This window comes from Streptomyces sp. NRRL F-5727, from assembly GCF_000719555.1.
GTDB lineage: Bacteria > Actinomycetota > Actinomycetes > Streptomycetales > Streptomycetaceae > Streptomyces.
On sequence record NZ_JOGX01000018.1, the window covers coordinates 54,423 to 67,439 of the forward strand.

14 protein-coding genes are annotated in these 13,017 nt (G+C 73.7%); 5 read left to right on the plus strand and 9 right to left on the minus strand.

The window, feature by feature from the left end; translation table 11 throughout:
* Nucleotides 1-37: 37 nt before the first annotated feature.
* From IF73_RS0115340 to IF73_RS0115380, 8 genes are all read right to left on the minus strand, one after another.
* Complete coding sequence (locus tag IF73_RS0115340; RefSeq protein ID WP_031007922.1) at nt 38-586, minus strand: DUF3291 domain-containing protein; 549 nt, start codon at nt 584-586, stop codon at nt 38-40.
* 91 nt (nt 587-677) lie between these two features.
* Nucleotides 678-1,940, minus strand: a complete 1,263-nt coding sequence (locus IF73_RS0115345) for an NAD(P)/FAD-dependent oxidoreductase (protein WP_031007925.1) — start codon at nt 1,938-1,940, stop codon at nt 678-680.
* Nucleotides 1,941-2,037: 97 nt separating this feature from the next.
* Nucleotides 2,038-2,742, minus strand: a complete 705-nt coding sequence (locus IF73_RS41435; protein ID WP_199806654.1) for a rhodanese-like domain-containing protein — start codon at nt 2,740-2,742, stop codon at nt 2,038-2,040.
* Nucleotides 2,739-4,331, minus strand: a complete 1,593-nt coding sequence (locus IF73_RS0115360) for an AMP-binding protein (protein ID WP_051716804.1) — start codon at nt 4,329-4,331, stop codon at nt 2,739-2,741. Before IF73_RS0115360 ends, IF73_RS41435 begins: the two co-directional genes overlap by 4 nt.
* Nucleotides 4,328-5,251 (minus strand): alpha/beta hydrolase fold domain-containing protein, encoded by a 924-nt coding sequence (locus tag IF73_RS0115365; RefSeq protein WP_031007931.1) that lies wholly within the window; start codon nt 5,249-5,251, stop codon nt 4,328-4,330. The genes IF73_RS0115360 and IF73_RS0115365 overlap by 4 nt, the downstream gene beginning before the upstream one ends.
* A complete protein-coding gene (locus tag IF73_RS0115370; protein ID WP_031007933.1) occupies nt 5,244-6,896 on the minus strand; it encodes an amino acid adenylation domain-containing protein in 1,653 nt (550 codons plus the stop codon). The genes IF73_RS0115365 and IF73_RS0115370 overlap by 8 nt, the downstream gene beginning before the upstream one ends.
* Nucleotides 6,893-7,372 carry a GNAT family N-acetyltransferase gene (locus IF73_RS0115375; RefSeq protein ID WP_234338242.1) on the minus strand — a complete coding sequence of 160 codons (480 nt, stop codon included), beginning with the start codon at nt 7,370-7,372 and terminating at the stop codon, nt 6,893-6,895. The genes IF73_RS0115370 and IF73_RS0115375 overlap by 4 nt, the downstream gene beginning before the upstream one ends.
* 2 nt (nt 7,373-7,374) lie before the next feature.
* The gene (locus tag IF73_RS0115380) at nt 7,375-7,851 is read right to left on the minus strand and encodes a hypothetical protein (RefSeq protein ID WP_031007938.1); all 477 of its coding nucleotides are present in this window, start codon (nt 7,849-7,851) and stop codon (nt 7,375-7,377) included.
* Between the two features lie 566 nt (nt 7,852-8,417).
* On the opposite strand from IF73_RS0115380, the gene IF73_RS0115385 reads away from it, so the two are divergent.
* Together IF73_RS0115385 and IF73_RS0115390 are read left to right on the plus strand one after the other, a co-directional pair.
* Nucleotides 8,418-9,692 carry an MDR family MFS transporter gene (locus tag IF73_RS0115385; RefSeq protein ID WP_078868069.1) on the plus strand — a complete coding sequence of 425 codons (1,275 nt, stop codon included), beginning with the start codon at nt 8,418-8,420 and terminating at the stop codon, nt 9,690-9,692.
* Between the two features lie 162 nt (nt 9,693-9,854).
* Nucleotides 9,855-10,073 (plus strand): hypothetical protein, encoded by a 219-nt coding sequence (locus IF73_RS0115390; protein ID WP_031007942.1) that lies wholly within the window; start codon nt 9,855-9,857, stop codon nt 10,071-10,073.
* A 31-nt stretch (nt 10,074-10,104) separates the two neighbouring features.
* On the opposite strand, the gene IF73_RS0115395 is transcribed toward IF73_RS0115390, so the two are convergent.
* The gene (locus IF73_RS0115395; protein ID WP_031007944.1) at nt 10,105-10,641 is read right to left on the minus strand and encodes an isochorismatase family cysteine hydrolase; all 537 of its coding nucleotides are present in this window, start codon (nt 10,639-10,641) and stop codon (nt 10,105-10,107) included.
* 148 nt (nt 10,642-10,789) lie between these two features.
* Here IF73_RS0115395 and IF73_RS0115400 point away from each other — a divergent pair, with 148 nt between their 5' ends.
* The 3 genes from IF73_RS0115400 to IF73_RS0115410 all read left to right on the plus strand — a co-directional run bounded on the left by IF73_RS0115400 (nt 10,790) and on the right by IF73_RS0115410 (nt 13,014).
* Entirely contained in the window at nt 10,790-11,074 is a 285-nt protein-coding gene (locus IF73_RS0115400; RefSeq protein WP_031007946.1) for a hypothetical protein, read from the plus strand.
* 70 nt (nt 11,075-11,144) lie between these two features.
* Complete coding sequence (locus IF73_RS0115405) at nt 11,145-11,720, plus strand: hypothetical protein (protein ID WP_031007955.1); 576 nt, start codon at nt 11,145-11,147, stop codon at nt 11,718-11,720.
* A gap of 85 nt (nt 11,721-11,805) precedes the next feature.
* Complete coding sequence (locus IF73_RS0115410) at nt 11,806-13,014, plus strand: MFS transporter (protein ID WP_037879268.1); 1,209 nt, start codon at nt 11,806-11,808, stop codon at nt 13,012-13,014.
* Nucleotides 13,015-13,017 lie beyond the last annotated feature (3 nt).

Here is a 13,017-nt window from a genome sequence, read left to right on the forward strand (position 1 = left end):
CCCCCTGGTGGAGTGGGAAGGGACGGGCGGGGCGGCGTCAGGAGCCGCGTCGCTCGGCGGCGCCGCGCAGCCGCGCCGGGGCGCCGTCGGCGTCGAACGGCGCGCGGAAGGAGAACGCGAACGGCGAGGGCCCGTGGTCGTGCAGGTGCTCCAGCCGGGCGCAGGCGTCCGCCCAGGTGGGGACGGTGTCGTCGGGGACCCACCAGGCCGCGTACGAGGGCCACTCGGGCTTCAGGAACCACTCGTGACGCCGGGCCAGCGTGGAGCGGTGCAGCCCGCCGTAGGCGAAGGCGAGGACGGAGTCCAGGTCGGCCCAGAGGGAGAGGGTGGAGGCCCGGCTGTCGGTGTCGTCGGTGCGGCCGCCGGTGTAGAAGCGGGGCACCTCGAACTTCCCCCACGCACCCCAGTCCCGCTGGAAGTTGGTGAGATGGCTCTGCCCGGGGTCCTCCTTGGCCCGGGCGATGAATCCGGGGCTGCGCTCCGCCTCCTCGAAGGTCGGCGGCGTCAGGTCGTCGAACTCCTGGACCTCGGGATTCCCGTACGGCTTCTTCAGGATCGCGAACGTGGTGAACGCGACACGCGGCATCGGTCGGTGTCCTTCCCTGGGGGATGTCCGGTGCCGGACTTCCGCTGGTGGATGTCCGGTGGTGGGGGGTGAGGGACGGGGGTCGGCGGGGCTACCTCCGTGCCGCGGCCGCGCCGCGGGCCATCAGGCCGCGCATGAAGGCCCGCTGGAACTCGGCCGGCATGATCATGCGCCCGGTCAGGGCCAGGTACTTCTCGGCGAGTTCCGGGTCTCCGCAGATGGTCTCGAACATCCGCTTGCGGGTGGCCTCGTCCTTGCCGACGAGGGAGTCCCCGCAGATCCCCTCGGCGTGCGGCAGCAGGGTCTTCTCGAACTCCCGCCGGTAGGCGTCGAGTCCGTCGCGGACCCCGTCCGCGTCCAGACTCCGGCCGGTGAACGAGCGGGCCAGCGACTGCGCGGTGAGGAGGGCGAAACCGACGCCGACGCCGCTCATCGCGTCCAGCGACAGGGCCGCGTCGCCGACGAACGGCACCGAACCGGCCACCGGCCGCCGGATGAGGCTCGGATAGTCGCTGTAGCCGAGCAGCGGTCCTTCCGGCACCGCGTCGGCCACCGACGGCGCCTCCGCCAGCCCGTCGAAGTACTTCAGGAACTCCTGCATCCGGCCTTCGGAGCCGCGCCGCCACCCCTCGACCCGCGCCTTCTCCGCGAAGAGCACAAGCTCCGTCCGGCCGTCGACGAGCGGGTAACTGCAGGCCAGGTCACGCTCGTTCATCACGAAGACCGACCGGTTGTCCGGCGGCGCCTCGATCCCCCTGAAGTAGCCGAAGAGCGCGGCGCGTTCGTTGGGCCGGCTCTCGGCCTCGTTGCCCAGCAGCCCGGCCAGCCGCGAGCGCCGCCCGTCCGCCGCCACCACGAGCCGCGCCCGGTACCGCCGCTCGCCGGCCTCGCCCCGCGTGTGCACGACGGTCAGGCCGTCGCCGCCCTCCTCGACGCCCTCCACCCCGGTGGCCGCCACGAACCGCACGCCGTGCCGCCGCGCCGACTCCCGGATCGCCGGGTCCAGGACCCGCCGCTCCAGGTTGAGCGCGTACGAGTCCGGCCGCGCGGGATCGTATCCGGGGCCCGGCGTGTCGACCACGCCCCCGGGCGTCACGAACACGGCCTTGGTCGCCACCGACCAGGACGGCTCCCGGAGATGGGCGAGCCCGAGGGCGTTGAGCAGCGGCACCGTGTGCGGCTGCACGAAGTGGGTGCAGAGCTGCTTGTGGTGCTCCTCGGGCGTCGCCCGCTTCTCGAAGACCGCCACCCGGTACCCCATCGTGGCGAAGTGGACGGCGGCGGCGCAGCCGGCGAGGCTGCCGCCCACCACCGCCACGTCCAGCGGCCTGTCGTCGTGCTCCTCGGTGCTCACAGGGCGGCTCCCCGGTTCTGGAAGGGACGGACGGACGGTCGGAGGGAGGGTCGGACGGTTCGGACGGTCGTGCCGGCCGGCCGCGGGCCGCCGGCGGTCAGCACCCGCAGCCGGCGTGGTGGCTGTGCTCCGGGGCGGCGTGGCCCTCCGTCGGGTGGCCGTCCCGCTTCCACCAGTCGAGGCCGCCGATCAGCTCCTTCACCCGGAAGCCCGCCGTCGCCAGCTTGATCGCCGTCTTGGTGGAGGCGTTGCAGCCGATCCCGTCGCAGTACGTCACGTACAGCGGCGCCCGGGAGAGCCCGGCCAGCGCGTCCTGGGAGATCGAGCGGTGCGGGATGCTGACCGCGCCGGGGATGTGCTCCGCCGCGTACGACTCGCTGCTCCGCCCGTCGACGACGACGAGGTCCTGCCCGGCCGCGAGGGCGTCGCGGAGGTCCGCGGAGTCGATCTCGTACGCGAGCTTGGCCTGGTAGTAGGCGAGTTGGTCGTTATGCTCCCGGGGTTCGGCGGTGGCGGTGTCGGCGGCGGGCCGCTCCTCCGGCTCGCCCAGGAAGCGGCCGGCGAGGGCGTACAGGTCGCCGAGGGTGCTGGGCGTGACGAGGGAGTCCGCGTGCTCGCCGAGGTCGACGCCGGCGTCCTCCAGGAGGGTGACGAGGACGCTGATGGTGAGCAGGGAGTCCAGGCCCAGGGTGTTGAGCGGGGTGGTGTCCGGGAGCGGGGCGAGGTCCACCGGCTTGCCGAGCGCCGTCTCCAGGTAGGCGGCGACCTTCTCCTTGACCGGGTCGTTCACCGCTGTGGTCATATCTCCTCCTTGTCGGCGTCGTCGAAGGGCTCGACGGCGCCATCGGCCGACATGTCGAGGTACGGGGAGGACGTCGGGTCCACCGCCGTGAGCCGCTGGGCCAGCAGCGGCGCGTCGGGCTCGTGTCCCGGCACGGTCCGGACGAGCACCGCCGGGCGCAGCGGCTCGGGCAGGAGGCCCCGCAGCTGGTGGGCGACGTCGTGGAGCGTCTCCGCGTCCTTCGCGGCGACGGCGAGGGCGACGACGTCGCGGGGGCCGCGCCGGACGACGGCGGCGGTGACCCGCTCGACCGCGGGACAGCTCAGGGCGGCCCGCTCGATCTCGTACAGGTGGGTGCGGCGCCCCGCCAGCCAGGTGATCCGGTCGTCGGCGTGGCGGCGCAGCACGAGGGCGCCGCCGTCGTCGTACGCGCAGACGTCCCCGGTGCGGAACCAGCGCGTCCCGTCGGCCTCGACGACCAGCCGGGCGGTCTCCTCGGGCTGGTCGAAGTAGCCGCGCATGACCTGGGGGCCGCCGATCCAGAGCTCGCCCTCCGCGCCGGGCCCGCGCACCTCGGCCCCGTCCCGTACGAGCTTGGCGAGGGTGCCCCGCAGGGGCCGGCCGACCGGGCAGGGGGCGCCGCTCTCGACGTCCTCGGCGCGGACGGTGTGGGTGAGGCCGAAGATCGTGGCCTCCGGCGGGCCGAACGCCTGCACGAGACGGATCCCGGGGAGCCCGCGGGCCCAGGAGCGCAGCAGGTGCGGCGGGCAGACCTGAGCCCCCGTCATCACCACGTCGAGGGAGGGGAGTACGTCCCGGTTGATGTGCCGCCCGTCGTCGGTGATCAGTCCGAGCAGCATGGTGACGGCGACGAGGTGGGTGATGTGCTGCCGCGCGAGCGTGGCGCGGAGGACGGCGCCGGCCGGGAGGCCGCGGAACTGGTGGACGAAGGCTCCCACGGACAGGGGGAGCAGGGTGTCGAGCAGGGACACGTCGAAGTGGAACGGGGAGAGGCTCAGCACGCGGGAGTCGGGCGTGAGGCCCAGCACCTCGTTGTGGCCGGTGAAGTGGGCGAGCAGGCCGGCGGCGGTGATCTCGGCGCCCTGCGGCTCTCCGGTGGCGCCGGAGGCGAAGACGACGTACGCGATGTCCTCCGGCCCGTGGGCCACGGTGGTGTGTGGGACGGCGGGCCCGAAGAGGACCGGGACCAGCGCCTCCCCGTCGAGCATCGGGACGCCGGGGAGCACCGGGGGCCGCCCGGGCGGGGTGATCACGGCGGCGGGCCGGATCCGGTCGAGCAGCGCGTGGAGGCGGGGGTCGGGTTCCGTTCCGTCGACGGGGACGTGGACGGCGCCGCGCTTCCAGATGCCCAGGATGATCATGGGCATGACAGGTCGGGTCTCGGTGAGGACCACGACCCGGTCGCCCGGGCCCACCCCCTGTCCCTCCAGCCAGGCCGCGATCTTCAGGGCGCCCTGTTCGAGCTCGGCGAAGGTGTGCCGTACGCGCCCGTCGTCGATCGCCACGCGGTCCGGCCACCGACGCGCCGGGCCGGCCAGCAGGTCGCCGAGGGCGGGCAGCGGACCCGCGGCGGCGTGGTGTGCGGTCACGAGCGACCCCGTTCGTCGAGAGGATGAAGCGGAAAGGCGGTCCTGGCGATCTCGGCGACCGCGCTCCCCGCCGAGGCCAGCCGGCCGGCGTACAGACAGAAGTCGTGCGGGAGGTCGGGGAAGTGCAGGTGCCGCAGGCCGGGCGAGCGCGCGGCCGTCCGCTCCGCCCAGGCGAGCCCCTCGTCCCGGAGGACGTCACAGCCGGCGGTCACGATCGAGCAGCCCGGCAGCCGCGCCAGCTCGCTCTCCGGCAGCCGCATCGGATCGAAGTCCCGGGCCGAGAAGAAGGGTTCGAGGAGCGAGGTGAAGGTCCGCATGGCGTCCCGGTCGAGGAAGTGGCCCTCACCGAAGGCCCGGTAGGACGCCCGCTCGGTCCGCAGGTCGAGGACCGGGTAGAGGAGCACGATCCGCTCGAACACCCCCGGCAGGACCCGCAGACCCAGATAGAGCGCGAGCAGCCCCCCGACGCTGTCGCCCGCCAGCACCACCGGACGGTCCGTCAACTCACCGCAGCGCGAGGCGATGTGGTCGGCCAGCAGCTCCACCGACTCCTCGACGGTGTGCTCCGGCGCCTTCGGGTAGTCGAACGCCTCCACGGGCGCCCGGAGGGTGCCCGCCAGCGTGCGTAAGAAGGGCTGGAAGACCTCGGTCGAGTAGTAGACCATCCCGCCGCCGTGGATGTAGACGACCCAGGGGCTGTCCGGGTCCTCGCGCGGGGGCCGGACGGTGACCGAGTGCGCCCCCCGCGCGACCGCGGCACCGTCCGCCGGGTCGACGGCGCCGCCGAAGCGGGCGATCCAGCGCTCGGCGTTGGCTCGGTCCTGCGCGAGCGACCCGGTCGACGCCCGTACCGCCATGATCCGGCGGGCGGCGGCCAGCCGGCCGAACTCGGGGTGGAGCGCCGTCTCCGGGTCAGGCATGGCCGTCCCCGTCGACGGGCTCGACGTCCCCGGCCGGGGTGAACGCGAAGCGGGTCGCGCTCGCCTCCCGGACCGCCTCGGCGAGCCGTCCCATGAGCAGCTTCTCGTCCGTCTTGCCCGTCGAGGAGACGCTGAGCTCGGGCGACCAGGCGACCACGGTCGGCAGCATGTACGCGGGCAGCAGCTCGGCGAGCCGCTTCTCCGCGGCCGCCACCGCCGCCCGGTCCGGCGCCATCACCACCAGGGCGATCACGTCATGGCCCCGCCGGGGGACCAGTGCGACGGCCGCCCGCTCGACGCCGGGGCAGCTCAGCACGGTCTGCCGGATCTCGCCCAGATGGATCCGCCGGCCGGCGAGCTTCACCTCGTCGTCGTTCCGGCCCCGGAAGACGAGGTCGCCGTTCCCGTCGTACGCGCAGAGGTCGCCGGTGCGGTAGTAGCGGACGCCGTCCACCTCCACCACGCGCCGGGCGGTCTCCTCCGGCCGGCCGTGGTAGCCGCGCATCACCTGCTCGCCGCCGATCCACAACTCCCCGACGCGGCCCGGCTCGTGGACCGGCACCCCGTCGTCCACGAGCCGCGCCGCCACCCCGCGCAGCGGCCGGCCGATCGGATAGGAGTCGACCCGCTCGGGGTCCACCCGCACGATCTCGTGGGCGACACAGACGATGGTCGTCTCCGTCGGCCCGTAGACGTTGATCACCCGGACCTCGGGCAGGCCGTCCTTCCACACGTTGATGACCCCCGGGTCGCAGACCTCCGCGCCCGTCATCACCATCTCCAGGCACGGGAAGTTCTCCCGGGTGACGTGCCGCCCGCCGTCGGTGATCAGCGTCAACAGCGTGGAGACCGCGATGAGATGGGTGATCCGCTCGCGCGTGATGACCGCCCGCATCACCGCCCCGGCGTGCATCCCGCGGAACTGGTGGACGTACGCGCCGAGCGACAGCGGCAGCAGCGTGTCCTCGATCGACACGTCGAAGTGGAACGGCGAGAGGCTGAACACCCGTGACGCGGGGGTGAACCGCAGCACCTCGTTGTGGTTCCCGAAGTACGCGACCAGGCTGTCGACCGTGATCTCCACGCCCTTGGGCTCACCCGTGGAGCCCGAGGTGAAGATGATGTACGCGAGGGAGCCGGGCCGGTGCGGCACGGTCGGCCACTCCCGCGCCGGGCCCGCGAGGACCCCGTCCAGCTCCGCCCGGCCCGCCCAGCGGACCCCCTCGACGACCGGTTCCCGGTCGTCGAGCGCCAGCACGATCCGCGCGTCGAGCCGGTCCAGCAGTCCGCGCAGCCGCGGCTCCGGGGCCGTACCGTCGAGCGGCACGTACACGGCGCCGCACTTCCACACCGCGATGGCGAGCACCGGCATCAGCGCGCTCTTCTCGGCGAGGATCGCCACCCGGTCGTCCGGGCCCACGCCGTGCCCGGCCAGCCAGGCCGCGAGCGTGGCGGCCCGCTCCTCCAGCGCGGCGAAGGTGAGGCCGAGCAGGCCGTCGTGCAGGGCCGCGCGGTCCGGCCAGTTGAGCGCCGCCGCGCGGACCAGGTCGCCGAGCGCGGGCGCAGGACCGGCCTGGTCGGCCGGGTCGATCGACCACGGCGGCAGCGGGACCGGCGGGGCCTTCGGTGCGGGCGTCTTCGTCACGAGCCGTCACGCATCCCGACGTCGTAGCTGAAACGGACCTTCTCCTTGGAGCGGGCGCCCATCCGCGTGTAGAAGCCGATGCCCGGCTCGTTGTCCCGCGGCGTCTGCCACTCCGCCCAGCCGCACCCCTCGGCCCGCGCGAACTCCCGCAGCCGCTCCATGAACACCCGCCCGAGCCCCAGCCCCCGGTACGCCTCCTGGAGGTACAGGCAGTCCATGTGGGCGAACCGGGCGGCGCTCCAGGTGGAGAAGTCGACGGTCACGGTCATGAAGCCGCACGGCTTCCCGCCGTCCAGCGCGAGCCACCCGTACACCACGGGCCGCTCGCCGAAGAACGCCGCACGCCAGCGCTCCACCTGCCCGTCGTCGGCGAAGTCCGCCTTCTCGTACTCGGCGTGCTCGACGCACAGCGCGAGCAGGGCGTCCAGCTGGTCCGGCTCGATCGGCCGGATTTCGATGTCGTGCCGCACTGCCACCCTCACACCCATCCCGAGAACGTCGTGTCCAGATACGCGTCGACGGCCGCCCGGTCGACGCTGCCGCGCGCGAGCACCGTGTTCACCCAGGCGTCGCGCTCGAACTTCACGACCTCCAGCTCCCAGACGCAGGCGATCAGGTCCCGCTGGGCGAGCGGCGCGAAGACCACGTCCCCGTCGGTCCCCGGGACCGAGCCGCGCACCCAGTGCTTCAGCATGTCGGCGTCGTACCACTGGCTCACCAGCAGATACGTTCCTTCGGCTCCGTGGTGCAGGATCAGGAAGCCGGCCGGATGGTCGCCCTCGCCCGGCGGCTCGCTCAGCACCGTGGCCGCGTGCCGCTCCAGCCACTCCGGCTTCGGCAGCTCGCCGGCCCGCTCCGGATCCGCGAACATCGCGTACGCCTTCAGCGTCCGCCCGTTCACGTGCACCGGCGGGAGCGCCCGCACCAGGCGCGGTGTGTAGGTCAGAGGGTTCATCCGGCGGCGTTCCCCGTCCGCGGGTCCCGCTCCATGTCGATCACGTGCCCTTCGCCTCCCAGCTGTCATGGATCAGCGGTACGGAAGTGCATGGAACAACGCGCAGAACTGTCCTGCGCACCGCCGGTGCCGGAACCGGGCCGGCCTGCGGTTCGAACGGTCTGACTGATCCTGAGAAATCGCGGTACATCCACGCATGCGACCGGTGCGCGACTGAGATCATAGAGACGGAGACGGCGCAGCGAAAGACCCCCCTGACCTCGTCGTTTGCGCGACACGCCGTCGATTCTCAAAGGCTTGCGGCCGCCCGTGCGGTCTGCCCGCAGGACAAGGTAGCGGCAAGGGGAGAACACCGGCACTCTTCCGCCGAAAGGATCCCCAACGCCCCGGCGACCCCCCTTCACGGGCGGTTCACGCGGCGGTTCCGCGGGCGTCCGAGCGGCGCGTGGCGCGATCCCGCCTTTCGCGGAACCGCCCCGGCCGGTATTCATTCGGTGTTCGGACCGACGGAACCCCGGTCCCGTACCGTCCGCCCCGTCCGACGGCGTCACCACGAAGGGACACGCATGGCATTCCGGCCACTCACGAGGGCGCGCACCTCCCTCGCGGCGACCTTCGGCGGGCTGCCGTCCGGCTTCTGGTGGCTCTGGGCCGCCCAACTCGTCAACCGCGCCTGCGGGTTCGTGATGCCGCTGCTCGCCTTCTACATCACCGAGGAGCTGGACCGCAGCGCGGCCTTCGCCGGCACCGTCGTCGCCGGCATCGGCGTCGGCTCCCTCCTCGCGGGACCGTTCGGCGGCGCTCTCGGCGACCGGTTCGGACACAAGCCCACGCTCGTCGGCGCCCTGGGCGCCACCGCCGTGAGCATGATCGCCCTCGCCTACGCCCGCTCCCCGTGGGCCCTCCTCGTCGGCGCCTTCGTCGTCGGCGTGGTCAACAACGCCACCCGGCCCGCCCACAACGCGCTCATCGCCGACGTCATCCCCGGCAAGGACCAGGTCCGCGCCTACTCGCTCAACTTCTGGGCCATCAACGTCGGTTACTCCATCGCGATGCTCTCCGTCGGCCTCGTCTCCCTGGTCGGATACACCGCGCTGTTCTGGCTCAACGGCGCCACCACCCTCATCGGCGCCGTACTGATCGCGACCCGCGTCCCCGGCCGTGCCCCGGCCGCCGCGCCCACCGAGGCCGAGGAGGCCGAGGGGTTCGGGGCCGTCCTGCGCGACCGGAGCTTCGTCGCCTTCGTCGGCGCCCAGTTCCTCGTCCTCACCATCCTGCTCCAGTCCGAGAGCGGACTGCCCATCGCGATGGGCCAGGACGGGTTCTCGCCGAGCACCTTCGGACAGGTCGCCGCGCTCAACGGCATCGTGATCGTCGCCGTCCAACTCCCGCTCACCCGGCTCTACAAGCGCTTCCCCGAGTCCTGGGTGCTCGCCGGCTCCTCCGCGCTGATCGGCGTCGGCTACTCGGTCCTCCTCCTCGGCCACTCCGCCTGGATCTACGGCGCCTCCATCGTCGTGTGGACCCTCGGTGAGATCGGCAACACCCCCACCAGCTTCGCGCTGGTGGCCCGCATCTCCCCGGACCACCTGCGCGGCCGCTACCAGGGCCTCTACCAGGTCGCCTGGACCGGCTCCGCCGTCGTCGCCCCGCTCGTCGGCGGCTGGGTCATCCACACCTGGGGCGCCGCCCCCCTCTGGCTCGGCTGCCTCGTCGTCGCCCTCGCCGCCGCGGCCGCCCAGCTCGGCATCGGCACCCGCCTCACCCGCCGCGTCGCCGCCCGGGAACGCGAGGAACAGCCGGAACCCGCCAAGACGGCCCCCACCCCCGAAGCCGGCTGAACCGGCGAACCCGGCTGTAGACCCGTAAACCCGTAATCCCGTAAACCCGTCAGACCTGGCGGACCCGGAGGACCCGGCAGACCCGGAGGACCCGGAAGGAACTCCTCCACCCGCCCGGTCGTCCTCCCCTCCAGAAGCGGCGTGCGACCCGAGCGAGGTGCCATGCGGACGAACGACCCGGCCACCCTGGAGACGACCCTGCCCGACGGCCGGAGGATGACGCTCTCCCTCCCCGCCACCGACGCCGGCTGGGCCGCCGACGGCCTCGCCGCCCTGCGCCCGGTCCGCCCCACCCGCACCGGCCGCGGCGAGGAACCGCCCGCCCTCCCCGAGCGCCCCGCGCTCCCGCTGGAGGTGGCCCTCCTGGGCTTCGGCATCTGAGACCGACCGGCCGCCCAGGGGGCGCGGCCGGTCAGAACGTGACGTCGGCGGCGTCGACGATCCGGCCGCCCATGTTGCGCTCGATCATCCGCAGCGCCGCCCGCGCCAGGTCCTCGTGGATGTGGGCGACCGCGTCCCGGGGCACCGTCACGTCCAGATGCCGGATGTGCGCGTCCAGGGCCGAGTAGAGCACGCACTGCTCGGTGACCTGACCGGTCAGGACCAGCTCGGTCACGTCCAGCGAGCGCAGCAGGTACGCCAGCGGCGTCTCGTAGAACACCGAGTGCCGCGCCTTGACCACGAAGAGCGCCTCCTCGTCCGGCCGCAGCGGCTCGACCAGCTCCGGATGACGCCCGGCGAGCGCCAGGTCCAGGATCTCCCCGTGGTGGGAGCGCCACTCGCCGAAGTTGTCGTTGGCGTACACGACCGGCGTCCCCGCCGCCCGGGCCCGCCGCAGCAGGTCCACGATCGCGGGCAGCGCCGTCGCCACGGACGGCACCAGCCGATCCGCGTCCTCGTGCGCGTACGTGTTCAGCATGTCGATCACGACGAGCGCCGAGCGTGCCATGGCGGGCCACCCTCCTCCTCCGCGTACCGCTACCTCCGGCATACCGGTACGTCCCCCGGCGCGCACCCGGAGCGGGTGCCGTCCCCGGCCCGGCGTGGTGTGCTGGGGGAGAGGGGGGCGGACCGTCGCCCCATGAGGAGGAGGGATCATGGCGATCCTCGTCCACGCCGTCCTCGACGGAGTCACCACGGACCAGTACGACACGCTCAACGCGAAGCTCCAGACGGTCCCGGGGATCTTCGACGGCTGTCTCTCCCACACCTGCGTGGGGACCGACAGCGGCCTGGAGATCTTCGACGTCTGGGCGAGCGAGGCGCAGATGAAGGCGTTCGGCGACAAGGTCATGCCCATCGCCGCCGACCTCGGCTGGCCGGACCAGCCCCCGCCCCGGGTGGCGGAGACCCACAACTTCTGGGCGCCGGGCGCCTCCTGACCGGACACGGAAGGGTCACGTCCGGGGGGCGGCCGACGGCCCCGCCGGCCGCGGCGGCCAGGATGGCGGCATGCGTCGACACCTGCCCCGCGCCGCCGCCGGCGCCGTCCTCCTCGCCGCGCTCGTCACCGGCTGCGCCGAACCCTCCGCCGACCCGCGCGCCGGAGCCGCCCCGTCCGCGGCGGGCCCGTCCGCAGCGTCCCCGTCCGGGGAGGGCATGCGGTTCTGCCCGAGCCCGTCGGAGCCGCAGCTCCCGCCGGGCACGTCGTGCGTCCCGCAGGACCCCGCGAGCAAGTACCGGGAGAACCACGCCTACCGCCAGGAGATGGAACTCACCGAGGCCGAACGGGCCGGTGCGCGGGGCAAGGCGGAGAGGCTCGGCGCCGTCCTGCGGGAGCTGGCGACCGGAGATCCCGGGGAGACCGAGGTGAGGGCCGCCGTCGCCGCCGCCCTCGGCCTGGAGCCGAACGACATCGAGTACCGCGCCGGCGCCCAGCGCGGGCCCACGATCCGGAACCTGGCCGTCGCCGGCGGCACCGGGAAGGTCTGTGTCCAGGGCGGGATCTCCGACTCCGGCACCGTCACCGCCGAGGTCTCCGGCCGCACCATGGACGGCACCTGCCTGCCGGGCCTGGGCGGCCACTGACGCACGACGGCCGCGGCCACCCCCGTGCGCGGGGGTCCGGCGTGCTGCCCGGCCCCACCGGGCCGGGCGGGTTACGGTCGCCGGTATGGCCGGTGATGACCGACGCGGATGGCTGCCCTGTCTGCTCGCCGGGGCGGTGTTCGCGGTGTGCATGGCCGGCACCACGCTCCCGACCCCGCTCTACCCCCTCTACCAGCAGGAGTTCGGCTTCTCCGAACTCACCGTCACGGTGGTCTACGCCGTGTACGCCTTCGGGGTCATCGGCGTGCTGCTCCTCGCCGGCAACGCCTCCGACACGATCGGCAGGCGCCCCACCCTCCGCTGGGGACTCGCCTTCGCGGCGGCCAGCGCCGTCTGCTTCCTGTGCGCCGACGCGCTGGGCTGGCTGTACGCGGGCCGGCTGCTGTCCGGCCTCTCGGCGGGCCTCTTCACCGGCGCCGCCACCGCGTACGTCATGGAGCTCGCCCCGCCCGGCGGCGCCGCCCGCGCCACCCTCGTCGCCACCGCCGCCAACATGGGCGGCCTCGGCTGCGGCCCCCTCCTCGCCGGGCTCCTCGCCGAGTACGCCCCCGAGCCGCTGCTGCTGCCCTTCGCCGTCCACCTCGCCCTCGTCGGCGTCTCGGCCCTGGTCCTCCAGTGGCTGCCCGAGACGGTGGCGGAACGCCGGCCCCTCAGCGCCGTACGGCCGCAGAGACCCGCCCTCCCCGCGCGCGTGCGGGCGGTCTTCGTGCCGGCCGCCGTCGCCTCCTTCGCGGGCTTCGCGCTCTTCGGCGTCTTCACCTCCGTCAGCCCCGCCTTCCTCGCCCGCTACCTGCACGTCGACAACCACGCCGTCAGCGGCCTCGTCGTCGCCCTCGCCTTCTTCGCCTCCACCGCGGGACAGGTCGCCGCCGGCCGCGTCGGTGCCACCCGCTCGCTGCCGCTGGGCTGCGCCGTCCTCTTCGCCGGCCTCGTGCTGCTCGCCGTCGCCCTCGCCACCGACCACCTGGTCTTCGTCGTGCTCGCCGCCCTCGTCGGCGGCACCGGACAGGGCCTCACGTTCCGGGCGGCGCTCTCCGCCGTCGCCGCCGCGTCCCCGCCCGACCGGCGGGCCGCCGTCATCTCGTCCCTGTTCGTGGTCGCGTACACCGGCATCTCGATCCCGGTGATCGGCGTCGGCCTGCTCGCCGACCCGCTCGGCCTGGAGGGCGCCGGCCTGGTCTTCATCGCGTGCATGCTCGTCCTGGTCGCCTCCGCCGGCGCGTACCTGCTGCGCCGCGCCCGGGCGGCCGCCGGCACGGGCCCCACCCCCTGAGCC

Coding starts and splice junctions, on each gene's coding strand:
- IF73_RS0115380 (WP_031007938.1), bottom strand. CDS start 7,851: ATGAACCCTCTGACCTACACACCGCGCCTGGTGCGGGCGCTCCCGCCG.
- IF73_RS0115410 (WP_037879268.1), top strand. CDS start 11,806: ATGGCCGGTGATGACCGACGCGGATGGCTGCCCTGTCTGCTCGCCGGG.
- IF73_RS0115385 (WP_078868069.1), top strand. CDS start 8,418: ATGGCATTCCGGCCACTCACGAGGGCGCGCACCTCCCTCGCGGCGACC.
- IF73_RS0115340 (WP_031007922.1), bottom strand. CDS start 586: ATGCCGCGTGTCGCGTTCACCACGTTCGCGATCCTGAAGAAGCCGTAC.
- IF73_RS0115405 (WP_031007955.1), top strand. CDS start 11,145: ATGCGTCGACACCTGCCCCGCGCCGCCGCCGGCGCCGTCCTCCTCGCC.
- IF73_RS0115395 (WP_031007944.1), bottom strand. CDS start 10,641: ATGGCACGCTCGGCGCTCGTCGTGATCGACATGCTGAACACGTACGCG.
- IF73_RS41435 (WP_199806654.1), bottom strand. CDS start 2,742: ATGACCACAGCGGTGAACGACCCGGTCAAGGAGAAGGTCGCCGCCTAC.
- IF73_RS0115365 (WP_031007931.1), bottom strand. CDS start 5,251: ATGCCTGACCCGGAGACGGCGCTCCACCCCGAGTTCGGCCGGCTGGCC.
- IF73_RS0115400 (WP_031007946.1), top strand. CDS start 10,790: ATGGCGATCCTCGTCCACGCCGTCCTCGACGGAGTCACCACGGACCAG.
- IF73_RS0115390 (WP_031007942.1), top strand. CDS start 9,855: ATGCGGACGAACGACCCGGCCACCCTGGAGACGACCCTGCCCGACGGC.